General features: G+C 53.7%; 26 protein-coding genes and 1 riboswitch. Of the genes, 9 read left to right on the forward strand and 17 right to left on the reverse strand.

What is annotated here, in order from left to right:
- Positions 1-109 precede the first annotated feature (109 nt).
- A riboswitch (Fluoride riboswitch) is annotated at positions 110-182 on the forward strand.
- Positions 183-265: 83 nt separating this feature from the next.
- On the forward strand, positions 266-643 hold the full coding sequence (gene crcB, locus ACFL9S_RS18755) for a fluoride efflux transporter CrcB (protein WP_339455901.1): 378 nt from the start codon (positions 266-268) through the stop codon (positions 641-643).
- A 1-nt stretch (position 644) separates the two neighbouring features.
- Here crcB and ACFL9S_RS18760 read toward each other — a convergent pair whose 3' ends face one another.
- Entirely contained in the window at positions 645-1,394 is a 750-nt protein-coding gene (locus ACFL9S_RS18760; RefSeq protein WP_405263372.1) for a hypothetical protein, read from the reverse strand.
- A 1-nt stretch (position 1,395) separates the two neighbouring features.
- Positions 1,396-1,593 (reverse strand): hypothetical protein, encoded by a 198-nt coding sequence (locus tag ACFL9S_RS18765; RefSeq protein ID WP_405263373.1) that lies wholly within the window; start codon positions 1,591-1,593, stop codon positions 1,396-1,398.
- Between the two features lie 193 nt (positions 1,594-1,786).
- Here ACFL9S_RS18765 and iraP point away from each other — a divergent pair, with 193 nt between their 5' ends.
- Positions 1,787-2,080: an anti-adapter protein IraP gene (gene iraP / locus ACFL9S_RS18770; RefSeq protein ID WP_405263374.1), complete on the forward strand. Its 294-nt coding sequence runs from the start codon at positions 1,787-1,789 to the stop codon at positions 2,078-2,080.
- Here the strand turns inward: iraP and ACFL9S_RS18775 are convergent.
- Positions 2,077-2,247, reverse strand: a complete 171-nt coding sequence (locus tag ACFL9S_RS18775) for a hypothetical protein (RefSeq protein ID WP_200641307.1) — start codon at positions 2,245-2,247, stop codon at positions 2,077-2,079. The genes iraP and ACFL9S_RS18775 overlap by 4 nt on opposite strands.
- A 143-nt stretch (positions 2,248-2,390) precedes the next feature.
- On the opposite strand from ACFL9S_RS18775, the gene ACFL9S_RS18780 reads away from it, so the two are divergent.
- Complete coding sequence (locus ACFL9S_RS18780) at positions 2,391-3,281, forward strand: dihydrodipicolinate synthase family protein (RefSeq protein WP_405263375.1); 891 nt, start codon at positions 2,391-2,393, stop codon at positions 3,279-3,281.
- A gap of 78 nt (positions 3,282-3,359) precedes the next feature.
- Here ACFL9S_RS18780 and yjbE read toward each other — a convergent pair whose 3' ends face one another.
- Positions 3,360-3,602 carry an exopolysaccharide production protein YjbE gene (yjbE, locus tag ACFL9S_RS18785; protein ID WP_405263376.1) on the reverse strand — a complete coding sequence of 81 codons (243 nt, stop codon included), beginning with the start codon at positions 3,600-3,602 and terminating at the stop codon, positions 3,360-3,362.
- Between the two features lie 426 nt (positions 3,603-4,028).
- Between yjbE and ACFL9S_RS18790 the strand changes: the two genes are divergently transcribed.
- Both ACFL9S_RS18790 and ACFL9S_RS18795 read left to right on the forward strand, forming a co-directional pair.
- Positions 4,029-4,613 carry a class I SAM-dependent methyltransferase gene (locus ACFL9S_RS18790; protein ID WP_405263377.1) on the forward strand — a complete coding sequence of 195 codons (585 nt, stop codon included), beginning with the start codon at positions 4,029-4,031 and terminating at the stop codon, positions 4,611-4,613.
- Positions 4,614-4,689: 76 nt separating this feature from the next.
- Complete coding sequence (locus tag ACFL9S_RS18795; protein ID WP_405263378.1) at positions 4,690-4,920, forward strand: hypothetical protein; 231 nt, start codon at positions 4,690-4,692, stop codon at positions 4,918-4,920.
- Positions 4,921-4,994: 74 nt separating this feature from the next.
- Here ACFL9S_RS18795 and ACFL9S_RS18800 read toward each other — a convergent pair whose 3' ends face one another.
- The 3 genes from ACFL9S_RS18800 to ACFL9S_RS18810 all read right to left on the reverse strand — a co-directional run bounded on the left by ACFL9S_RS18800 (position 4,995) and on the right by ACFL9S_RS18810 (position 6,780).
- Complete coding sequence (locus ACFL9S_RS18800; protein ID WP_405263379.1) at positions 4,995-6,008, reverse strand: acyltransferase; 1,014 nt, start codon at positions 6,006-6,008, stop codon at positions 4,995-4,997.
- Between the two features lie 117 nt (positions 6,009-6,125).
- Positions 6,126-6,374, reverse strand: a complete 249-nt coding sequence (locus tag ACFL9S_RS18805) for a hypothetical protein (RefSeq protein WP_405263380.1) — start codon at positions 6,372-6,374, stop codon at positions 6,126-6,128.
- A 202-nt stretch (positions 6,375-6,576) separates the two neighbouring features.
- Positions 6,577-6,780 carry a KTSC domain-containing protein gene (locus ACFL9S_RS18810; protein ID WP_405263381.1) on the reverse strand — a complete coding sequence of 68 codons (204 nt, stop codon included), beginning with the start codon at positions 6,778-6,780 and terminating at the stop codon, positions 6,577-6,579.
- A 207-nt stretch (positions 6,781-6,987) separates the two neighbouring features.
- On the opposite strand from ACFL9S_RS18810, the gene ACFL9S_RS18815 reads away from it, so the two are divergent.
- Positions 6,988-7,182, forward strand: a complete 195-nt coding sequence (locus ACFL9S_RS18815; protein WP_133846243.1) for a hypothetical protein — start codon at positions 6,988-6,990, stop codon at positions 7,180-7,182.
- A gap of 56 nt (positions 7,183-7,238) precedes the next feature.
- Here ACFL9S_RS18815 and ACFL9S_RS18820 read toward each other — a convergent pair whose 3' ends face one another.
- The 7 genes from ACFL9S_RS18820 to ACFL9S_RS18850 all read right to left on the reverse strand — a co-directional run bounded on the left by ACFL9S_RS18820 (position 7,239) and on the right by ACFL9S_RS18850 (position 14,689).
- The gene (locus ACFL9S_RS18820) at positions 7,239-8,816 is read right to left on the reverse strand and encodes an ABC transporter substrate-binding protein (protein WP_405263382.1); all 1,578 of its coding nucleotides are present in this window, start codon (positions 8,814-8,816) and stop codon (positions 7,239-7,241) included.
- A gap of 102 nt (positions 8,817-8,918) precedes the next feature.
- The gene (locus ACFL9S_RS18825; RefSeq protein WP_405263383.1) at positions 8,919-9,584 is read right to left on the reverse strand and encodes an ABC transporter ATP-binding protein; all 666 of its coding nucleotides are present in this window, start codon (positions 9,582-9,584) and stop codon (positions 8,919-8,921) included.
- Positions 9,577-10,425: an ABC transporter ATP-binding protein gene (locus tag ACFL9S_RS18830; RefSeq protein WP_405263384.1), complete on the reverse strand. Its 849-nt coding sequence runs from the start codon at positions 10,423-10,425 to the stop codon at positions 9,577-9,579. The genes ACFL9S_RS18825 and ACFL9S_RS18830 overlap by 8 nt, the downstream gene beginning before the upstream one ends.
- Positions 10,415-11,275: an ABC transporter permease gene (locus tag ACFL9S_RS18835; RefSeq protein WP_405263385.1), complete on the reverse strand. Its 861-nt coding sequence runs from the start codon at positions 11,273-11,275 to the stop codon at positions 10,415-10,417. The genes ACFL9S_RS18830 and ACFL9S_RS18835 overlap by 11 nt, the downstream gene beginning before the upstream one ends.
- On the reverse strand, positions 11,272-12,327 hold the full coding sequence (locus ACFL9S_RS18840) for an ABC transporter permease (RefSeq protein WP_405263386.1): 1,056 nt from the start codon (positions 12,325-12,327) through the stop codon (positions 11,272-11,274). Before ACFL9S_RS18840 ends, ACFL9S_RS18835 begins: the two co-directional genes overlap by 4 nt.
- Positions 12,327-13,895 (reverse strand): ABC transporter substrate-binding protein, encoded by a 1,569-nt coding sequence (locus tag ACFL9S_RS18845; RefSeq protein ID WP_405263387.1) that lies wholly within the window; start codon positions 13,893-13,895, stop codon positions 12,327-12,329. Before ACFL9S_RS18845 ends, ACFL9S_RS18840 begins: the two co-directional genes overlap by 1 nt.
- Positions 13,896-14,029: 134 nt before the next feature.
- On the reverse strand, positions 14,030-14,689 hold the full coding sequence (locus ACFL9S_RS18850) for a CPBP family intramembrane glutamic endopeptidase (protein ID WP_405263388.1): 660 nt from the start codon (positions 14,687-14,689) through the stop codon (positions 14,030-14,032).
- Between the two features lie 238 nt (positions 14,690-14,927).
- Between ACFL9S_RS18850 and ACFL9S_RS18855 the strand changes: the two genes are divergently transcribed.
- Together ACFL9S_RS18855 and ACFL9S_RS18860 are read left to right on the forward strand one after the other, a co-directional pair.
- A complete protein-coding gene (locus tag ACFL9S_RS18855) occupies positions 14,928-17,537 on the forward strand; it encodes an EAL domain-containing protein (RefSeq protein WP_405263389.1) in 2,610 nt (869 codons plus the stop codon).
- 298 nt (positions 17,538-17,835) lie between these two features.
- Positions 17,836-18,132 carry an I78 family peptidase inhibitor gene (locus tag ACFL9S_RS18860; RefSeq protein WP_405263390.1) on the forward strand — a complete coding sequence of 99 codons (297 nt, stop codon included), beginning with the start codon at positions 17,836-17,838 and terminating at the stop codon, positions 18,130-18,132.
- 59 nt (positions 18,133-18,191) lie between these two features.
- On the opposite strand, the gene ACFL9S_RS18865 is transcribed toward ACFL9S_RS18860, so the two are convergent.
- The 3 genes from ACFL9S_RS18865 to ACFL9S_RS18875 form a co-directional block, all read right to left on the reverse strand.
- On the reverse strand, positions 18,192-18,725 hold the full coding sequence (locus tag ACFL9S_RS18865) for a redoxin family protein (protein ID WP_405263391.1): 534 nt from the start codon (positions 18,723-18,725) through the stop codon (positions 18,192-18,194).
- A gap of 266 nt (positions 18,726-18,991) precedes the next feature.
- Entirely contained in the window at positions 18,992-19,237 is a 246-nt protein-coding gene (locus ACFL9S_RS18870) for a biofilm development regulator YmgB/AriR family protein (RefSeq protein ID WP_405263392.1), read from the reverse strand.
- 195 nt (positions 19,238-19,432) lie between these two features.
- The gene (locus ACFL9S_RS18875; protein ID WP_405263393.1) at positions 19,433-20,113 is read right to left on the reverse strand and encodes a MarC family NAAT transporter; all 681 of its coding nucleotides are present in this window, start codon (positions 20,111-20,113) and stop codon (positions 19,433-19,435) included.
- A 439-nt stretch (positions 20,114-20,552) separates the two neighbouring features.
- Here ACFL9S_RS18875 and cspA point away from each other — a divergent pair, with 439 nt between their 5' ends.
- Positions 20,553-20,759 (forward strand): RNA chaperone/antiterminator CspA, encoded by a 207-nt coding sequence (cspA, locus tag ACFL9S_RS18880; protein WP_133846254.1) that lies wholly within the window; start codon positions 20,553-20,555, stop codon positions 20,757-20,759.
- Positions 20,760-20,887 lie beyond the last annotated feature (128 nt).

Raw genomic sequence — 20,887 nt, forward strand, 5'->3', positions numbered from 1 at the left:
GTGGGGTAAGTTATCAACGCGATGTTTAGTAATCAACAGTTTGTTGATTTTATCGGCGGAGGCGGCATAACAGGCGACTTGCAAAACCCGTGTGCGCTGATTATCTTAATCGCCACAAGGTGATGGTGTTCCACCTTTCCCAACCGCCCTGCCTGTAAGGGGCTGATGACGCCTGATAACCCTGACTCTGTTTAACCAGAGGTCGGTGTATCAGGTCGTGTATCATTTGCCTGTTGGCACCTTCCTCTCCATTCCTGAGGATTTTATGTTGAAACCATTACTGGCTGTCATGATTGGCGGCTGCGCGGGCTGTGTGATCCGCTGGTTACTGGCCGTGCGCCTGAACTCTCTGTTTCCCAATCTGCCACCGGGCACGCTGCTGGTGAATCTGGTGGGCGGTTTTATTATCGGTGCAACGGTGGCCTGGTTTGTGCGCCATCCGGGGATTGATCCGGCCTGGAAGCTGCTGATCACCACCGGACTGTGCGGCGGGATGACGACATTTTCCACCTTCTCGCTGGAGGTCGTCACACTGCTACAGGCAGGAAATTATCTGTGGGCGATGACTTCGATTCTGGTGCATGTCATCGGATCGCTGCTGATGACCTTCGCCGGTTTCTGGCTGATGTCTCTTTTGTTCTGATTTAGCGTGCCAGCGCACTGGCGCTGGCTGCATCAAACAGTGACAGACTTTCTATCTGCTCAAGCATGATCACTTTACGAAATGCCATCGCCGATTTCGGTTCTGAATCCAGCGTGATGTCATGTTCGGCGTACCAGCGGCTGTAGTTATGCTCAATGCATAAGTTCAGGCTTTTGCCCTCGCGGTAACCGCTCAGCATCGGGATCAGCACCACGTTGGCGGTCGCGACATTGTCATAAGAGGCAGCATGGATCATGCCAATATAAATACGCCGTGATTTCAGCGTGATCCAGGCCAGCTCTCCTTCTTCCATGCACTGAAACAGCAATCCCTCAACGCCATTGGCGCGGGAGAGCTTCTTGTACAATTTTTTGCGGCCAGAGCTATCCAGTCGGGCGCTGCCTGACCAGCTTGAACGGTAAATGCAGAAGGCCACAGCAAAGGTCAGCATAATGACCACAGGAGCCTGAATGCCTAAAAAGCTCCAGGTCATAAATTCGATTTGCCACTGATGATGCAGGCCATCTGCCAGTGACGGAATGGCGTTAAATGTTGCCGATGCGGCCAGCAGCAGTAACCAGATCAGCCCGGTAGCCAGCACGCCTTGCAGGACAAAGATGCAGCCATACAGCGCCACCAGGAAGTAGACATCCCAGCCAAAGGAACGTTTGATTTTGAAACGGGTGGAGAGATCGCGGCTGGTGTACCAGTAGCCGCAGACCATTAACACCATGAAGATCGCCGTTCCCATCTCAGCTCCCCTTCAGTGCATTAACGTGGCGGGCAAAGTCTTTATGCACTTCCGGGCTGGAAAAATTGACCATCGCGCAGCCATCTTCATCAATCAGGATGCGTTCACCCTCTTCAATTGACTCAGCAATATCGCGCTGGCTCATGACTTGTAACAGAGATTCCGGGCTTGAAAACAGCGAGCAAATAAAGCGGAACATAGTTTCTCCTTAACGGTTATCGGAGAAGCCTGGTCGCAGAGTGGGGTTTTCGCTATCGGATAAAGGCGAAAACAGTCGCTGAGTCATTATCTGGAAATCGTCGTTATTTGTCTTATCTTGCGGCCTGTCCTGTTTACCCGGATTGGGGAGAATGGTAGTTTCATACGGATAATCTGATGAGGATAATAGCGACATGAAGCAACTGGTCATTGATATTTTAATGAAGCTCGCCAAAATGGATGTGGATACCAAAGAGCTGACAGCTCAGGTTGAAGCGCAATCCCTGCTCATTGCTGCGCTGTTGTTGACCGCAGGCAAAGAGGGATCGTCCTCGATCTCAGAAAATATTCAGAATGCGGTACTTACCGCGTCAAGCAGCGGCGACGGCTTTCTACAAACCGATGTGGATTTGTTGTTGACCCATGTCAACCGCCTGCTGGCGGTGACCCGTTATGTGGACGATGCCGCATCAACAGAAAACAGTTAACGATAAACCTCCCCACACAGCAGCACCACATTAGGGCGACGCTTCAGGATGCGCTCGGCCATCTCTTCACAGGCGTATCGGGTGGGATAAATATGCTCGGAAACCGGAAGTGCATCGCAAGCATCATATCCACAGGCACTGACGAGTAATACGAAGCCGATTAACATCACTCACTCCTTTGACCCTTCAGGGACTGATATTCAGTATAGGCGACAAGTTCAGGGCATGTAATGCGCGGTGCTGAGCTGTTTAGGTTTTTTTATTACACACTGTTATGCGCATTTTCTCTGCAACCTCAGGAGCATTTTCCATGCTGTTTCACGGACTTTCTGCTTTCCCCATCACGCCTGTGAACGCGGCTGGCGTGGTTGATATCCCGGCTCTGGAAAAACTATTGTTGAGACTGAAACGGGCGGGGGTCGACTCAGTGGGGTTGCTCGGCAGTACCGGGCTGTATGCTTATCTCAGTCGTGAACAGAAGCAGCGCTCTATTGAGGCCGCCGTGGCCTGTCTTGGTCCCGACATTCCGGTGGTCGCCAGCGCTGGGGCGCTGCGAACCGATGAGGCCTGCCTGCTGGCTGAAGATGCGGAACGTGCCGGAGCCCAGGGTATTTTACTGGCACCGGTCTCCTATACGCCGCTGCGTGAAGAAGAAGCCTTCCAGCACTATTCTGCCGTGGCGCAGTCCAGCAGTCTGCCGATATGCATCTATAACAATCCCGGCACCACCCACTTTACCTTCACTCAGGGGCTGCTACAGCGGCTGGCAACGTTGCCGCAGATACAGGCGCTGAAGCAGCCCGGACAGGCTGATATGTGTCAGAACGATGTGGCGGAGCTGAGAGCGCTGTTTCCCGCAGATTTTGCCGTCGGCTACAGCGGCGACTGGCATGCGGCTGGGGCGTTGCTGGCCGGAGGCGATCTGTGGTTTAGCGTGCTGGGGGGATTATTGCCGCAGCAGGCTCTGGCATTAACCCGTGCTGCGCAGGCGGAAGAGCACGATCGGGTGGCAGAACTTAACCAGCAGCTGGCGCCGTTATGGCAGTTGTTCCAGAGTCTGAGTAGCCTGCGTGTGATGTATGCTGCCGCGGATATTCTGGGGATTTGCCAGCCGGTATTGCCGCGCCCGCTATTGGGGCTGGAGAGTGCAGAGCGTCGGCAGGTTGAGCAGGTGTTGCATGCGTTGCCGGGCGTAGAGTGATGAGCAGAAATGGCCCTGCGTTCGCAGGGCCATTGAGCCTGAAGTCATCGGCTCACTACGTGCTGTGTGACAGAAAAATTAACGAGAAACAGTAGAGGTTGTGGTAGTCGTAGTGCCTGTGTTGGAGCCATCACCGCCGCCAGAAGTGGCGAGAGCAATGCCCAACAGCGCAGCGACTGCGCCCACGCCGACGGCATCTGAAGTGCCATCTGACATGGAGGATGCGCTACTACCTGCTGCTTCACCAGCCCCAGTGACGGCCCAGGTGTTGGCGCTGCCTGCCAGCAATACCAGCAGAAAAACTGATTTAACATATTTCATTTTATTATCCTAAGGTCTGGAGACAGCAGGTGCTGCCAGAGAAGGATAATGAGATTTATTGTGTTGTGATATGGGCATCTCACAGCGGTTTCAGCGGGACTCCAGTCGCGGTGGCCGGAAAAAAGATCCAGTGAAAACTGAGCTGTTTTGCCGTCACAATACTGTCATAGTTGATGTCAGTGCAGTGGCGAAAACGCAGTAAGAACTTTCCCGCGCGGTATGCGATTAACTCTGGTTGTGAAACGTTGCCGCGTGTGGCTGGAAAACCACACGTATTTTCAGAATATCCTCTTAGCTTACTCATCCCTGCTCTGGATGCTCGTGCAGTTTGCGATTAATCCTGGTTTTGGCCAAACAGCCCAGCTTTTAAGAACTTGTTAAGCCAGTTATGGCTTACTGAAGGTTGCCGTATTGAAGCGAGGGTTTATGTTGCTATCCGCACTGTCATATATCAAAAATAAAACCGGGTATCTCCAGGAGTTTATTGCCGATCCCCGTAAGACGGGCACGATTGCTCCTTCATCTAAGGCATTGTGCAAAACCATGTCAGATGCCGTGGACTGGCAGCATTGCCTGCATATTGCGGAACTGGGAGCAGGGGATGGTGTGTTAACCCGTCACCTGTTAACCCGGATGCGCCCGGATGCCAGCCTGCTGTCGTTTGAGACGAACCCGCGTTTTCATCCGCTGCTGGCGGCACTTGACGATGCGCGTTTGCAGGTGAGTGGTGAATCAGCGGAGACGCTGAGCGGGGAGTTTGATGCGATTTTTTCCGGCCTGCCGCTGCTGTCGCTGCCTCATGAGGTGCGTCATCGTATTTTGCAGCAGGCGGCCTCACAGCTGAGTGCCAATGGTGTCTTTGTTCAGTTCCAGTACACCTCACTTTGTGAGCCGTTACTCTCCGGCTACTTCGCCTGGAATCGCACGCGCGTACTGGCAAATCTGCCCCCGGCATGGGTCTATCGTGGCCATTCGCTGGCGCAGTTACCCTGGGTCAGCCGTGAGCGCTAAATGAGATTGATCTGACTCTGGCATGCTATTGGTGCAACTTTGCTATGCTTATTCTTTAACCCAAGAGGAGGACAAGATGAGCACTGAAGAAGCAGTATCAGTTTCGAGTGAAGAAGAAGTGTGCACTATCATCGGTAAAGCCGTGGTTGACCTGAGTATTACGGGGCAGCCGGTTAACAAATCCACGCTGGGCTTAAAGCTGCTGGCGATGGCCGATCAGGATCAGGATGACGAACGTATTTTACTCTACTGGATTGCCCGCAGGGCGATCAATCAACCGCACAAATTTGCGGAGGCAAGGTTCTGATACTCGCCTTGTAACCGGTACGTTTGCTACCGGGCATCAGCGACCGTTCAGGCAATCCCTGAACGGTCATTGTATCAGATAAGACGTTTCAGCCCCGGAACGCAGTTTATTAATGAGATCAGCAGGACTGACAGCAGATAACTCACCAGCGCCACGGCTGGGATCGTCACAATCGCAGAGTAGTTATCAAAGCTGATGGGATACAGCCGCATCAATGTTTCCAGTACCAGCATATGCACAAAGTAAACCCCGACACTCAGCTTTGCCAGATTGCGGATAGCCAGATTAACGCGCCGTGAAAACTGCAAAGGGGCATTCAGCAGCATAAAGAAGCAGGCCAGCGCGAGCGTGACAATGGTGGGGGCTGAGTAGAACAGGAAGATATCATTAGGCTGACCAATGCTTTTCGACAGTGAATACCCCATCACTGCTGTTAATACCGCGCTGAGTATAAATATAATCGACGCAATAGTGACTTTCGGTGACAATTTATAACGACGAACCACTCCGCCAATAATATAAAATCCGGAAAGATAAACCACCATATCGATATTGCTGGGTGTCGGTGCGACCTGATTTTCCAGTACAGTCACTTTGAAGTTATCAAACAACATATATACGGAGGCCAGTGCAAACCACACGGCAATAATGTAGTTGATTCTCTTCTGGCTACCGTTCTGAATAAATGTGTTCAGCAGCGGCGTCACCAGGTACAGCAGGATCAGAGTATAGATAAACCAAAGGTGCCCGTAGGCCGGGGTGCTGAGCAGATCCAGCAGGCTGAAGGCGGTGTTGCTCTCATTGATAGTGCGGTCGTAAATAAAATAAATCACCGTCCAGGCAATCAGTGGTAACAGCAGATCCAACACACGGGTTTTCAGCGTGCTTAACAATGATTCCTTTTTATTCAGTGAGATATAACCGGCGATCAGCAAAAATAAGGGGAACGAAATTCTCCCCAGCGCCTCGTACATCACCGCGACTGACCAGGCGCTATGAAATGTGCTGAACGGCAGCGCTGCCGTATGCAACAGAATGACCAGATAAGTGGCGATGAGCGTTAACAGTTTAATATTGAGGGTTTTCAAACAACAGATTCCTTTGCCAGAGGGCTACACTGCATAGCATCTGCAGGTATTCACTGTCTTAAAGGTAACATATCTCGGGTAAAGTCTGATGGTTTACCTGCAAAAATCCCCGTGGTTTTAACTGCGTTGATTATTGATAGTAATTTCCGGGGCGCAGGATTCACCAGGTTTGACGATGCGAAACTCCGCTTTACCCTGATGAACATAGATACAGGCTCGCCCTGCATCGCCGCCGTCCTGCTCCTGCGATAAAGAAATAACGATTTTTTCTGCCGTGGAAAAAGGCGTAAAAAGGCTAAGACCCGCAAACAAGAGAAATAGTGGGTAGCGTTCAGTGAATTTTATTTTGTCGCTAAATTGCGACATAGTGTGCCCTCCATTCGCCTGTTTTATATCGTAGCCAATAAGCGCAGGTCACAATGACCTTCTCGCATGACGACCGTAACCTGTCATAAACCGGAGGCAATATCGGTGTTAATGGGGGCGCTTCTCTATGAGAATACTCTTAATTTATCTGGATCTAAAGTAAAGGCGGAAACAATCGCGTTTCCGCATTAAGACGCAGCGATTAATGCTGTAAAAACTGATGCTTGATGTGATTATAGAAGAAGGAACCTTTAGAAGGCGCTGCCATAAAAAAATGCCAGGTCGTCAGCGGGACATCGCAGTAAGTCGACGTCCCATGACCAAGTAATTCCACTTCCAGTATCCGTTTGTCAGCGTCGTAGCCGACAGAGCGAACTGCAGATGAGGCAACAAATTGTCGTTTCATATCCCCTCCTGAACGCAATAGATGTGCTTAAAATTTAATCTATAAGCACGAAATTACCTTGTCCTGAATCAAATTAATCTCGCTTAAGGCACATTAAGACAAGCGGAGCAGGGGGCAGGGAGTGGCGCTGGCGGTGGGCAAAAAGGGTGACGCAGGGCGATCAAACTTGCTAAAGTGCGTTTTTTCACTGGTTTAGCGGAAATTGATATGTCGAATGAAATTGCACACCCGTCCAACAGCCCGAAGCAGGCTGCCTTACAATTGGTGATTGAACTGGTTCGCGCGGGAAAACTGAGCCCGTTGCAGGGCGATGCGGCCAATATGATCTCGATTTATGAGCAGTTTAAGACGCATTTTGAAGCTGAAAAACATAAGCACGCGTCTGACTCCGCGATTTCCTGAGAATGTTTCAGGTCACCAGACGTTCAGCGACGGGCAAGGCCCGTCGCTGATCTCAACTACTTTTTACTGACCAGATCGAAATAGAGCAGGCTGTTGCCCACGCCCTGATAGTCGCCCTGAATATTGTTGCCCAACCCCACCTGTTTCTGTCCCTGCAATGACACCACATACGGCGAGTTTTGCTGGATGTCGGTTTGCAGCTCCTGATAAAGCGCGGTGCGTTTTTTCACATCACTTTCTGCGGCTGCCGCACGCGTTTTGGCACTCAGCTCAGGGATATTCCAGCCGACGCGCCAGGCCAGTGTTTTCGGCCCTCCCTCAACGTTGTAGGCGAAGGTACTGGCGTTGCTGTTGGCATCAACGTAATCCGCACCCCAGTAGATAAAGATGGACTGGAAGTTACGTCCACGCATTTTTCCCCAGAGTTCAGACTCTGCCACGGGCTGGATATCAATCTGGATATCCGCTTTGGCAAAGCTGGCCTGCAACGCCTGCGCCACGTCGCTGTACGGCGGCTGATTGATAATGGTCAGAGAGAAGCGGGTGCCGGGCTTGATCCCGCCCTTTGCCAGAATCGCTTTCGCTTTCGCCACATCGTAATGGAAAGGTTGATGAGTCAGCGCGCCGTCAAAACCGGCTGGCAGGAAGGCCTGGTGCGTTTGATACTGGCCCTTCAACAGCTGCGTGGACAGGCTGTTGTAATCGACCAGCCAGCGTGCGGCCTGCCACAGTGCCGGATTACCTAGTGCCGGTTGTTGTTTATCCTGGGTGTTAAAACCGAGGTAATAAATCAGCGCAGAGGGATAGCTGGCAACGCGCACGTTGGTTTGTTTTTTCAGTGTGGCGAACTGGTCAGCACCCAGATCGTACGCCACATCGGCATCGCCTTTTTCCAGCAACAGTCGGCGTGAGCCGGCATCGGCGACGCTTTTCAGCAGCACGCGTTTCAGATGCGGGGCAGGCTGTGCGTTAGGGTTCTGTTCCAGCACCAGCGCCTGCTGCGGCACGTACTTACTGATGGCATAAGGGCCGCTGCCTGCCGAGTGGGTCCGCAGCCAGTTATTACCGTAATCCTGCTGGCTGACGTGCTGTTTCACCAGTTTGCTGTCAACCGTTGAGGCGACGGCAGAGGTCAGCAGACGTAGCGCCAGGTCGCGGCCAATGGCTGACTGCCAGCGCAGCTCAAACTGCGTATCGCTCTTCCTGGTGAACTGCGCATCAATATTTTCCGGCGTCCAGCCAAACTCACCCAGAATAAAGACCGGCGTTTTGTTCAGTTTCACTGCGCGTGTCAGCGAGTAAATCACATCGTCGCTGGTGATCGGGTTGCCGCTGGCAAATTTTTTCCCGGCATTAAGCGTAAACAGCAGGCTGTGTTCGGTGCTGCCTGCTTCCCATTTGCTGGCGAGTTCAGGGACCAGATTGCGCTCATGGCGGATCTCCGGAGAGACCAGCGTTTGGTAGACGTTGCGCAGGCTGCTGTTACTGACGGTTTCAAAACTTTCCGCCGGGTCAAAGCTGATAATCCCGTCGAGTGAGATGGCCACCACCAGCGTATCGGCCGGGGTGGCGGCCTGAGCGCCGTGGGTCAACGCCAGGGTACTGGCGACTAACAAAGGAAGGATCTTGTGCATGATGGAGTCCTGAATCGGGAGAGATATCAGGACTATAGGCGTATATGTGAGGATCAGAAATGCCGGATCTGACTATGGTTAGCTGTTAAAAACACAACCTCACTAACCAACGATGCGGCCCTGTGCCATCTGCACGGCACGGTCACACATATGGTCGATCACGTCAGGATCGTGGCTGACCAGCACCATCGTCAGGTTGTCCTGCTGTTTAAGCTGATTCAGCAGATTGAGGATCTCTGCCTGTACCGACATATCCAGCGCTGAGGTGGGTTCATCCAGCAGCAGAATTTTCGGCTCAAGCAGCAGGGCACGCACAATGGCAACGCGCTGACGCTGGCCACCCGAAAGCTGATGCGGGTAGCGATCGGCCATTGCCGGGTCCAGCCCAACGTGACGGAAACCCTGATCAATACGGTCATTAATATTATCCGCTTTGATCAGTTTCAATGGCTCCGCCAGCGTGCGGCGCAGGCGATGACGCGGGTGCAGAGAGGCGTAAGGGTCCTGAAACACCATCTGCACGTCGCGCCGGAGTTGCCCGGTAAACGGCTTACCCGGCAACGCCTGATGGCCTGCCAGCTGCATCTCACCCTGCCAGTGTGGGTTCAGGCCGGCCATCACCCAGAGCAGTGATGATTTGCCACAGCCGGAGGGGCCGACCAGGCCAAAGCATTCGCCCGGATTGATCGACAACGTAACATCATGTACCACGGTACGCAGGTCGTAGCCCTGCTTGTGAGCCACGCTCAGTTGGGATAACTCAATCATGCTGTTGCCCCTGTGTCAGCGCCGCGCGATCCAGCACCGGCAGGGGTTTACCCCGGGTCGATTTATTGGGACGGCATGACCACAGCGTACGGGTGTAAGGATGTGTAGCATGCGGTAATTCAGCAGCCGCCAGCTGGTCGAGCACTTCGCCCTGATACATCACCATCACACGTTCACAGTGTTCGGAAACCTGCTGCAGATCGTGGCTGATCAGCAGAAGCCCCATATTACGCTGTTCCACCAGATTGCGGATCAGCCCGAGCACCTGATCGCGCATGGCGTGATCGAGCGCGGAAGTGGGTTCATCAGCAATCAAAAAACGCGGTTCTGCGATCAATGCCATTGCCAGCATCACGCGCTGACCCATCCCACCCGAGAGCTGGTGCGGATAGCGCTTCATCTGCTCTGCGGGCTGCGGCAGGCCCACGGCATCCAGCATCTCGCAGACTTTCTCTTTGATTTCAGCCCGGCTGAAACGGCCGTGCAGCTTAAGGGGTTCTGCCACCTGCCAGCCGATGGTGCGCAGTGGATTCAGGGCGTATTTCGGGTCCTGCATCACCATGCCAAGCTGGCTACCGCGCAGCTGGCTCCAGCGCCGTTCGTTCAGCGTCAGAGCATTTTCTCCGGCGATGCTCAGGGTATTCGCCTGAACCTGGAGAGACGGTGCCAGCAGCCCCATCAGCGCACGTGCGGTCAGGGATTTGCCGGAGCCGGATTCCCCGACCAGCGCCACGCGCTCGCGGCCGAGTGTAAAGCTGATATTTTTCACCAGCGCCGTACCGTCAGCGCTACGGATCGTCAAACCGTCTGCCACGATGGGTGCAGAAGAATCAGTTGCCATTTCGGGTATCCAGTCGGTCACGCAGGCCATCGCCTGTCAGGTTAAATGCCAGGCTGGCGAACAAAATCGCACCACCTGGAACGGCGGCTACCCACCACTGATCAAAAATCACTTTACTGCCTTCGGCCACCATCGAACCCCATTCGGCGGTCGGTGGCTGAATGCCCATGCCAAGGAAACCGAGGCCCGCCGCCGAGAGAATAATCCCGCCGAGGCTCAGGGCTGCACGTACCACGGCGGTGGGCAGACAAAGCGGTAAAATATGACCAAACATCAGACGCAGACCGTTAATCCCCTGCATACGCGCAGCGGCAAGGTAGTCGCTACGGCGCAGTGCCAGCGTTTCCGCGCGCGCCTGGCGGGCAAATGGCGGCCAGCTGGTGAGTGCCAGCGCCAGTGCGCCGTTCATCAGCCCTGGTCCCATCATGGCGACCAGCGCCAGCGCAATCACCAGATTAGGCAGTGACAGGAAAATATCGGTGATGCGCATCAGCACGCGCTCACTCCAGCCGCCAAGATAACCGGCACTGATACCGATCAACATGCCGACGGGAATGGTCAGCACCAGAATCAGCGAGACCAGCAGCAGCGTGGGGCGGGCACCGTAAATCACCCGTGAAAGCAGGTCGCGGCCAAAACCGTCAGTGCCCAGCCAGTGGCTGGCGGACGGCGGCATCAGGCGTATGCTCATTTCCTGGGCGTTAGGATCAAACGGGGCCAGCAGCGGGGCAAACAGGGCAGCAAAAATGAGCAGACCCACCAGGCTCAGCCCGATGGTCAATGTGATATTACGACGTGCTCGCCGCGTGCGCGGCTTGACGCTTTCAGCATCAGAGAGAGATTGCGTCATCGGGTTCTCGGATCGGTCAGATAGGTTAACGCATCGGCCAGCGCATTGATGGCAATAAAGCAGCCGCCAATCAGCAGGGTGGAGCCGAGGATCGCCGGAGTATCGGAAGCGAACAGCGCGGTGGTCATATAGCGCCCGACGCCAGGCCAGGCGAAGACGGTTTCCGTCAGCACTGAGCCTTCCAGCAGGGTGGCGTAAGAGAGCGCCAGCACGGTGATAAGCGTGCCACGGACGTTAGGAAAAATATGCAGCAGCAGAATGCGCCCACGGCTGGCACCTTTAGCGCGGGCCAGAGTGACATACTCTTTACTGCTCTCTTCCAGCAACGCAGCGCGCAGCAGGCGGGTAATGGTCGCCATCGAGAGCAGACCCAGCACCACCACCGGCAGCCACAGGTGGGCAATGGCGTTGCGGAACATCTCCATATCCCCGGATAGCCAGCTGTCAATCAGCACCAGCCCGGTTTTCGGTTCAAGGGTATAAATCCAGATATCATCCAGACGCCCTGGCCCGGCAGACCAGTGCAGCACCGCGTAAAACAGCAGCAGACCCAGCAGGCCGAGCCAGAACACCGGCACCGAATAGCCGAGCAGGGAGATCATCCGCGCCACATTATCCAGCACGCTGCCGGGTTTCCACGCGGCCAGCAGGGCCAGCAGGATGCCAAACACCGCACCAAAGATCATCGCGCAGGTGGCCAGTTCAATGGTGGCCGGGAAGGTGCGCAGCAGATCGCTGGCCACCGGCTGATTGGTGATGCTGGAAATACCGAGGTCACCGCGCACTAAATGTTCCAGATAGTGCCAGAATTGCAATGGTACTGGCTGGTCCAGACCCAGGCTGGCCCGCACCTGGGCATAGGTCGATTCGCTGGCGTGGTCGCCAGCAATTTGCAGGACCGGATCAACCGGAGAAAGATGGGACAAGGCAAAGGTGAAAACCAGCAGTCCGAGTAGCGTCACCACCAGCGAAAGCAGGGCACCGAGTGCCCCACCGCTGCGACGCCAGAAAAGCCGGGCAGAAGGCCCGGCGTTGTTTTCGGCTGCTGCCATTACTTGGTGACCTGGCTGTAGTAAACCATATCCGGGTTAATCCCCTGCACGTAGCCTTTCAGGTTATCGCGCAGTGCCACCAGGTTACGGGCCTGCATACCGATGACGTACGGCGAGTTTTTCTGCACTTCGCGCTGCATTTTTTCATACAGTTCAACGCGCTTCGCTTTGTCGGTTTCTGCCGTGGCGGCCAGCGTCTGCTTGCTCAGCTCTGGAATGTGCCAGTTAGAGCGCCATGCCAGCGTCTTGCTGCCATCTTCCGGGTTGTAAGCAAAGGCGGCGGCGTTAGTGTTCGGGTCGAAATAGTCAGCGCCCCAGGCGTTCAGGGTGGATTCGTACTGGTGTGACTTCACGCGGGTGGCCACTTCAGAACTGATGCCCGGCTGGACTTCAACTTTCACACCGCCCTTGGCGAAGCTGGCCTGCAATGCCTGGGCAATGTCCAGGTACGGCGGCTGGTTGCTGACGGCCAGCTTAAAGCTGACGTTGCTCAGGCCTGCTTTCTTCAGAATGGCTTTCGCTTTTTCCGGGTCGTAGCTGTACGGGTTTTCGTTCAGCGCACCGAGGAAACCTTCCGGCAGGAACGACTGATGCACCTGGAACTGGCCTTTCAGCAGATCGTTGGCAATGCCTTTATAGTCGAACAGGTAACGCGATGCTTCCCACAGCGCCGGGTTTTTCAGCACCGGGTTGGCATCAATGTTGAACTGGATGTAATAGAGGGAAGCCATTGGCACCGCGAGGGTTTTCACACCCGGTTTATCTTTCAGCGAGGCCATTTGATCGGCACCCAGGTTACGCGCGATATCGGCATCACCCTGTTCCAGCAGCAGACGGCGCGCCGCTGGCTCCGGTACGTTTTTGATTAAGACATTTTTCAGCTTCGGTGCGCCGGCCGGGGAGGTCGGATTGGCGCTGAACAGCACCACTTCATGCGGGATATATTTACGGATCTGATACGGGCCGCTACCTGCGGAATTCAGTGCCAGCCATTTGTTGCCGAGATCGCCTTTTTGTTCGTGCGCCATCACGGTTTTTTCGTCAACGATAGAAGACACTGGCGCTGCCAGCAGGCTCAGCACGTAGGTCGGGCTGACGTCTGCGCTCCAGCTGATCTGCACATGGTTATCGTCGATTTTCTTAAACTGGGCGTCAACGTTCTCTTTGGTCCAGCCAAGCTGAGTCAGAATAAAGGAAGGATCGAGGTTCAGCTTCACGACGCGTGACAGTGAGAAGATCACATCTTCAGGGCGCAGCGGGTTGCCGGAGGCAAATTTGGCCCCTTCGCGCAGGGTAAAGGTCATGCTGCGGTTATCGCTGCCCGGTGTCCAGCGGGTGGCCAGCGTCGGTTTCAGGTCAATCGGATTTTGCGGGTCAGACTGGACCAGGCGCTGATAAAGGTTAGTAAAGGCCTGCACTGAGGTCAGTTCGAAGCCGTCTGCCGGATCGAAGCTTTTCGCATCATCAATAGACTGGGCGATCACCAGCGTGTCAGCAGGGGTCGCAGCCGACGCAGCAAAGGATGCTGCCAGTGCCAGGGCGATAACAGAAGGGACTGCAATTTTCATGACGTTTCCTGAAGTGACGTTTTTCGCGAGTGTAAGGGAACAGGGGATAAGAACAATAGTAGATTATTCGCTATCGTTATGCTTGAAAGTTATAAGTTGAAGGAAACGGTTATAGAACTGATGATTGTCCGGCATCATGGCTGGCCGATCGTTTGCCATAGCAGCGGGGCGATACTCAGCAGATTGTTGAGCATATGCAGAAAAATGGGCAATTTCAGACCACCGGACACTATTCGCGCGGCGCACAACAGTAGTGAAAGCACCATCAGGGCAATCACGGTTTGCAGGTGGGCGTACTGGGTGTGCATGGCGGCAAAAATACCCGACGCCAGCAGGGCGCAGGCGATGCGCTGGCGTGGCGCCCACAGCAGGAACGCCTGAAGGATAAAACCGCGAAACAGGATCTCTTCAAATACTGGAGCGAGTATCACCACCGCCAGGGCAAACCCTATCAGGGTCAGATCGCTATGACTGAGTTGCTCGCCGATCCAGCTCTCCTGGCGCAGATAGAGTGACTGGCTGGCAATCACCGCCAGCAGCAGACCCGTAAATAATAGTATCTGGCGCGGTTTCAGCTGGCCCAGCGGAATGTCCGTATGATGTTGCTGATACCAGCGGTAAAGCGGCACGAGGGCGGCGAATTCCAGCAGACAGAGGAGCGGCATCAGCAGGCCGCGACTTTTCAGCATCTCAAAATGAGGAAAACTGCTGACCATCACCGTAATGGCATACCAGACCATAAATACGCCTGCACAAAGCAGGGTGTGGCTGACCCGGTCGGTCGATGGTGTCATGGTCGTCAGGCTCGCTAGCGGTTGGAGGGGGGCGATGTTAACAAGCACTACGGAAGCTGTCGAGAGAGTACCAATACCGGTGTTTATATAAAAATGTCTAAATAGTTCCCTGTTATTGTCGATATTAATGTATAGCTTTTTTCTGGGGACAGGCACTGACGTTCAACGTACAGCGCCATAAGCGCGTCAAACGGACAAGGAAGGGTTCGTGAGTGGTTTCATAAAAGGGGCCTTCATTATGAATCATCCTCCTGTGCTGGCGTATGAATTAGCGGATGGGCAAAAAGCGACGCTAGTGGTCCGCAGAACGTTGATGACGCTGGCATTGTTGTTAATCAGTGCCCTGTTTCTTTCCATGCTGATGGTGGTGGGCGTGGCCTGGAAACAGAATCAGGAGTCCGTCAGGCAGGAAAGCCAGCTACTGCACAATGCCTGGCAGGAACAGCAACGTGAGATGGTGACGGAACTGCGTGACTATGCGTTTTGGCAGGAAGCCTGGCTGCATATGTACCTGACCATTGATCCTGACTGGGCATGGCATCAGCAAAACCTCGGACCCGGCTTGTTTAGTGAGCATCACTACGATGGGGTGTTTGTCGTTGATGTCGACAACCGCACGCGCTATGCCATGATCGACGGCAAGCTGTCGTCCCTTACGCTGGAGGCGTGGCTGGGCGACCGGGCCTTGTCGCTGGTCGAACAGGCGCGCCAGCAGACGCGTGGGCATAAAGCCATCAGTGAAAATATCATGATGGGTGAAACCCCGGTACTGGTGGCTGCGGCTCCTATTACGCGTGGCAAAATGCCGAATGAAGTGACTTTGTCTGCAACGCCTTCCGTCATGATCTTTGCGTACCGTTTTACCCCCGACAAACTGCGTGCCTTCGGTAATACGGTCGGTGTGGAAAATACGCGCGTACCGCACGATGCACACGATCGCTTTACCTCGCCTTTTATCGAGGAAATCGTCAGTCAGGGTGAGCCGCTGGTGCTGCGCTGGGACCCAAGCCAGCCGGGGCGGAATCTGCTGTTGTTCCTGCTGCCGTTGCTGGCACTGGCGGCGCTGGTACTTGGTGTGGTTACCCGAAGAGTGATCAATCATGCCATGAATACGGCGATGCTGTCGGATGCACGTTTCCTGCAACTGATGCACAGCCAGCGTGAGCTGGCGGCCAGTGAAGCGCGTTTTCGTGATGTGGCTGAGGCGACGTCCGACTGGATTTGGGAAACGGATGCCTCGTGCCGTATTACTTATCTCTCGCGGCGCTTTTCCGTGGTGACCGGTTTTGGTCTGAATATGTCGACGAGCCGCTTGCTTGACGAAATTTTGTGTCATGACGAGCTGGCGGTCAGTGAGTGGGTGGCGCAGCAGCACAGCGGAGGGCCACGCAGCCAGCTACGATGTTACCTGCAATCTGAACATCACGGGCTGCGTACCTGTAGTCTGGTTGCGAAGCCGATCATGCTGCGGGGCAAGCTGTTGGGCTATCGCGGCACGGTGTCGGATATCACGCATGAAGTGGAGGCACAGTCACGGGTTCACTATCTTTCTCAACATGACGTCCTTACCGGGTTACCAAATCGCCTGTTTATGCAGGAGTTTCTGCAGGAAAAATTACGTTCACAGCCGACACTTGCCCATCCGCTGGTGATGATCAGCCTCGATCTTGACCGTTTTAAACCGATCAATGACACATGGGGACATGCGGCGGGTGACAGCGTGCTGATTGAAGTCGCACGTCGTTTGCGCAGTTGTCTTAATGTCGGCGATCTGGTGGCTCGCCTCGGTGGCGATGAGTTTATTCTGATAGCGACCGATCTCAAGACGACAGCGGATATTGAAGCCTGCTGCCAGCGGCTGCTGGACGATCTTCACCGGGCCTTCTTTATCGGTAATCAGGAGCTGTATATCGGCGCCAGCCTCGGTATTGCGCTGGCACCGCAGGATGCCATGGAGGCGGATGAGCTGCTGCGTTTGGCTGATATCGCCTTGTATAAATCGAAACGCCAGGGACGTGACCGCTGGGTGTTTTATACCGGGGATATGTCGCAACTGCTGGCACATCGCAGCGATCTGGAGCGTAAGCTGCGCCGGGGCATTACTGCCGGTGAGTTACGACTGCACTACCAGCCACGCTACCATCTGGAAAGTGGCCAACTGGCCGGGGCTGAAGCCTTGATTCGCTGGGCACAGCAGCCGCCCGCTTTGGTGATGCCGGACAGTTTTATTCCGCTGGCAGAGCAAACCGGACTCATTGTCGATATCAGCGACTGGGTGCTGCATCGCGCCTGTCAGGATGCGGCATCCTGGCCGCATGCGATCTCGGTTTCTGTGAATATTTCACCGATCGAATTCCGCAATGGCAATCTGGCGTTGAGGGTTGCCGCCGCGCTGGAAAAGAGTGGGCTTGAGGCTTCCAGGCTGGAGCTGGAAATTACCGAAAATATTACGATGGAGCACCCGGAAAGCGCGCTGGCGGTGATGCGTGAGCTGAAAGCGATGGGGGTGAAAATTGCCGTGGATGATTTTGGTGCGGGTTTTGCGTCACTGAGCTACCTAAAGTGTTTTCCTTTCGACAGCATGAAAATGGATCGATCCTATATGGAAGGGTATCCGCAGGATGCGCAGGCGCACTCTATTGTGGAAGGGATTATTGGGCTGGGCAGGGCGTTCTCGCTGGAGGTCACCGCCGAAGGCATTGAAACTCAGGAGCAGTTGGAGGAGCTAAAACGCAGCGCCTGCTATGCCGGGCAAGGGTATTTGCTGGGGCGCCCCGTTCCGTTGGACGCATTTAATCTGCTGCTGGATAAGCCAATGACGGGAGGTGATGATCGCAGGACGGGATGATTTGACGCGCTCCTGAGTGATACAGAAGCGCGGGTAGAGGGTTAACGGACGCTTACCGCTACCAGGGTCATGATGGCAGCAAAGGTGACAAAGATGATGAGTTCCACAGGACGATCCTCTGTAGGGATTTGTCCTTAAATCATAATGAATAGCGATTTTTATTATGAACAGCGAGTGCGCCCAAAAGGTGCAAAGCACCAAGTGTGCCAGGGGAAATCTGACTGCGCAATAGCGTTATAATCTGTTAACCTTTCTAAGGTATTACCGTTTTATCTATGCTTAGACAGGAGAAATAACCGTGAAGTTTTATGGAAAAGTTGCCGTGATTGCCGCGCTGATGGCGTTATCGGGTTGTCAGTCGGCCAGTGAAAAAACGGTGTCAGCAACGCCGGTCGACCCCGCGATGGACCAATGTGGTGCATCACAGTATCAGCAGTATGTGGGTAAACCGCTGTCAGTCATTGAGTCTCTCCGTTTTGATCACGCAGTGCGCGCGATCCCTCACAACTCGGCTGTGACGATGGATTTTAATCTTAATCGCATCAACTTTATGGGCGATAAACAGGGCGCGATCAGCAAGGTTTACTGCGGGTAACCCTGGTTGAAATCTCTATTCCGTTCAACGCAGGCGGCCTGATTTTTCGGTCGCCTTTGTCAGTAATGCCACTTTCTCACCCACCAGAGCCGTAAACCAATGCCCGTTGAGCTGGTCCAGCCGCTGGTGGTACTCACTACTTCCCCTTTTGCCACGATCAACAACGTTGGCGTTGTCGTTACTCCCCAACTCTTGGCCAGTTCGCCGTTTCGGTCATTGACGACCGGCAGCGTCAGGTGCTGTCCATTCAGGTAACGCACAATGTTGATGTCGCCACCCGAGCGGTTCGCAATGGTCAGTACACGGGTCCGTTTGTCATTCAGACGCATCAGCAGTGGAACGGTGTCATGGCAGGTGCCGCACCAGCGGTCCCAAAACCATACCAGCAAAGGGGTTTTTTCACTGAGTTGTGCCAGCGTCAGGTTTTGACCGTCAATGGTATGCAGCATTTGCCCGGCAATATCAGCGGGAAGATCCGGGGCACGAATACCATCAATCAGACGAATAAATAAAATCAGTGATAACAGGGGAAGCAGCAGATAAAAGCTGACCTTCTTAAATTGGTTTGTCAGTGTATTGTGCCAGTTGCGCATTGCCCGTCTCCGCCTGCGTACGGCGCTTATCTTAACGAGGTCATGACGAATGGCAATCGCCTGGCGTGTAAACATTCGTATAGGGAATAACGAATCGCTGGACGAGATGGCGCGCTGTCATCTTGTTGCAACTTCGGTTGAATAGGATGAGGCTGCTCGAAAAGTGATTTCCTCGTCACGCTGAAAAATATGCAATGCTCGTCTTCTCCCGCCCATGTGCGGGATTTTTTTTGCCTGTCGTGCAGTGATGCCATACATGAGCAATGCTACCCCGTGCCTTTCAGAATTTGTGCCAGCAGGTTGCGATAACCTTCCAGAACAGATTCGTCGACTTCCTGTTCCAGACGTTCAATCACAATGCCAATAATGGCTTTATTACTGAGGGGCCTGCCGGACTGCATCAGCTCCTGCAGGGTGGCTTCCATCAATTTGCCCTCGTTTGGTGCATGAAATGACAGACTGTTAAAATAATCGGTGATAGCGCGTCCGGCGCCGGGTAGTTGCTGGCTCATGACTAACCTCCACAAACGCGCCATCGGTGGCCATGTGGCCACTGAAGGGTGAGATATTGACGTTGTCGATATTGAACGGGGCTGTCAGAACGGCAGCCCACCAGTTGCCTGGAAAACAAACAGGTAAGGTTGTTTAATTACTCTAGATGGCACGGACCGGAACGCCAGTCATAAACCCGTTTTTTACAGCGGTTATCACGAAATCGGCAAATTATGGTAAGTGTTGATGACTTCCAGTATGCCATTAATCATAAATTGCACTCCCATACACACCAGCAAAAAGCCCATCAGACGCGAGATGGCTTCAATGCCGCCTTTACCCACCAGGCGCATGATCGCGCCGGAACTGCGCAGGCATCCCCAAAGGATAAGACTAACCGCGGCAAAGACCAGAGGTGGTGCCAGGGTAATAACCCAGGGGGAAAATGTGGAGCCGTTGTGGAATGTTGACGCGCTACTGATGATCATGGCAATGGTGCCGGGACCTGCAGTACTGGGCATCGCCAACGGCACAAATGCGATATTGACCGCTTTATTTTCGCTTATCTCATCCATTTTATGTTCAGCTTCCACCGATTTCCCGATCTGCTGCTGCGGGAATAGCATGCGGAAACCCAGAAACGCCACAATCAGGCCACCGGCGATGCGCAAACCTGGAATAGAAATACCAAAGGTATCCATCACCACATTCCCGGCGTAATAGGCGACAGCCATAATCAGAAATACATAGAATGAGGCCTGCGCGGCTTGGCTGTTGCGTTCCTGATAATTCATGTCGCCTGCCAGCCCCAGGAAAAGCGCCACGGTAGTGAGCGGGTTTGCCAGAGGCAGCAGTACCACCAGGCCAAGGCTTATGGCTTTCATCAGTTCTAACATTGCTGGGATCCTTACGTGCGATTAAATAAGGGGAGGAGGCCATGATGCATCATACCCATAGTGATGCGAAGCCTAACCGAATCTCTAACAGAATGAATTAACCCTGAGTGGTAAAAATACAGGATGGCAATAATAGGTAAATGCACGATCTTTGCAGAGGTAAACAAAAAGTTAAGATTATTTTTTATTTAAAATCAGTGTGTTGTATTTTTTATCTCATTTTTATTGTGGCAGCACTTGTACTGAAGCCTGGGTTATGAGTAAATGCACCTGTCGGTTTTGATACAGACCCACGTATGCGAGCAATTTTAGTAAAGCAGTCTTCAGTTCAAGCGTTAGCCTAAGCTTCTTCCTGACTTCCTTCTGAGTGCCTCATAGTAACCCCTGTTGACAAACCCTGTGCCCACTGTGGCTTACTACAATTTTGAAGGAAAGACCCATGTCAATGACTGGTTTAGTAAAATGGTTCAACGCTGAGAAAGGTTTCGGCTTCATTTCCCCAACTGACGGCAGCAAAGATGTATTCGTACATTTCTCTGCAATCCAGAACGGCGGCTTCAAGACGCTGGAAGAAGGTCAGAAAGTATCTTTCACTATCGAAAATGGCCAGAAAGGCCCAGCAGCTGCTAACGTAACTGCTCTGTAAGATAGCGAATGTTCGTGAGTATGATGCAGCGTTAAACCTGATTCATACGAATCGAAACCAAAAAACCCGCCTTATGGCGGGTTTTTTGCGTTTGGATGTGGCCGATCCGTTTACTCACACTTTTTATC

It is taken from the genome of Erwinia sp. AnSW2-5 (assembly GCF_045107195.1).
GTDB lineage: Bacteria > Pseudomonadota > Gammaproteobacteria > Enterobacterales > Enterobacteriaceae > Erwinia.

Excerpts from the sequence above, each read along its gene's own strand:
- ACFL9S_RS18870 (WP_405263392.1), bottom strand. The coding sequence starts at position 19,237 with ATGAGCCAGCAACTACCCGGCGCCGGACGCGCTATCACCGATTATTTT.
- ACFL9S_RS18815 (WP_133846243.1), top strand. The coding sequence starts at position 6,988 with ATGTCGAATGAAATTGCACACCCGTCCAACAGCCCGAAGCAGGCTGCC.
- ACFL9S_RS18840 (WP_405263386.1), bottom strand. The coding sequence starts at position 12,327 with ATGGCAGCAGCCGAAAACAACGCCGGGCCTTCTGCCCGGCTTTTCTGG.
- ACFL9S_RS18835 (WP_405263385.1), bottom strand. The coding sequence starts at position 11,275 with ATGACGCAATCTCTCTCTGATGCTGAAAGCGTCAAGCCGCGCACGCGG.
- ACFL9S_RS18855 (WP_405263389.1), top strand. The coding sequence starts at position 14,928 with ATGAATCATCCTCCTGTGCTGGCGTATGAATTAGCGGATGGGCAAAAA.
- ACFL9S_RS18790 (WP_405263377.1), top strand. The coding sequence starts at position 4,029 with ATGTTGCTATCCGCACTGTCATATATCAAAAATAAAACCGGGTATCTC.
- ACFL9S_RS18820 (WP_405263382.1), bottom strand. The coding sequence starts at position 8,816 with ATGCACAAGATCCTTCCTTTGTTAGTCGCCAGTACCCTGGCGTTGACC.
- yjbE (WP_405263376.1), bottom strand. The coding sequence starts at position 3,602 with ATGAAATATGTTAAATCAGTTTTTCTGCTGGTATTGCTGGCAGGCAGC.
- ACFL9S_RS18865 (WP_405263391.1), bottom strand. The coding sequence starts at position 18,725 with ATGCGCAACTGGCACAATACACTGACAAACCAATTTAAGAAGGTCAGC.
- iraP (WP_405263374.1), top strand. The coding sequence starts at position 1,787 with ATGAAGCAACTGGTCATTGATATTTTAATGAAGCTCGCCAAAATGGAT.
- ACFL9S_RS18825 (WP_405263383.1), bottom strand. The coding sequence starts at position 9,584 with ATGATTGAGTTATCCCAACTGAGCGTGGCTCACAAGCAGGGCTACGAC.
- ACFL9S_RS18795 (WP_405263378.1), top strand. The coding sequence starts at position 4,690 with ATGAGCACTGAAGAAGCAGTATCAGTTTCGAGTGAAGAAGAAGTGTGC.
- ACFL9S_RS18775 (WP_200641307.1), bottom strand. The coding sequence starts at position 2,247 with ATGTTAATCGGCTTCGTATTACTCGTCAGTGCCTGTGGATATGATGCT.
- ACFL9S_RS18765 (WP_405263373.1), bottom strand. The coding sequence starts at position 1,593 with ATGTTCCGCTTTATTTGCTCGCTGTTTTCAAGCCCGGAATCTCTGTTA.
- ACFL9S_RS18850 (WP_405263388.1), bottom strand. The coding sequence starts at position 14,689 with ATGACACCATCGACCGACCGGGTCAGCCACACCCTGCTTTGTGCAGGC.
- ACFL9S_RS18760 (WP_405263372.1), bottom strand. The coding sequence starts at position 1,394 with ATGGGAACGGCGATCTTCATGGTGTTAATGGTCTGCGGCTACTGGTAC.
- cspA (WP_133846254.1), top strand. The coding sequence starts at position 20,553 with ATGTCAATGACTGGTTTAGTAAAATGGTTCAACGCTGAGAAAGGTTTC.
- ACFL9S_RS18830 (WP_405263384.1), bottom strand. The coding sequence starts at position 10,425 with ATGGCAACTGATTCTTCTGCACCCATCGTGGCAGACGGTTTGACGATC.
- ACFL9S_RS18845 (WP_405263387.1), bottom strand. The coding sequence starts at position 13,895 with ATGAAAATTGCAGTCCCTTCTGTTATCGCCCTGGCACTGGCAGCATCC.
- crcB (WP_339455901.1), top strand. The coding sequence starts at position 266 with ATGTTGAAACCATTACTGGCTGTCATGATTGGCGGCTGCGCGGGCTGT.
- ACFL9S_RS18805 (WP_405263380.1), bottom strand. The coding sequence starts at position 6,374 with ATGTCGCAATTTAGCGACAAAATAAAATTCACTGAACGCTACCCACTA.
- ACFL9S_RS18875 (WP_405263393.1), bottom strand. The coding sequence starts at position 20,113 with ATGTTAGAACTGATGAAAGCCATAAGCCTTGGCCTGGTGGTACTGCTG.
- ACFL9S_RS18780 (WP_405263375.1), top strand. The coding sequence starts at position 2,391 with ATGCTGTTTCACGGACTTTCTGCTTTCCCCATCACGCCTGTGAACGCG.
- ACFL9S_RS18810 (WP_405263381.1), bottom strand. The coding sequence starts at position 6,780 with ATGAAACGACAATTTGTTGCCTCATCTGCAGTTCGCTCTGTCGGCTAC.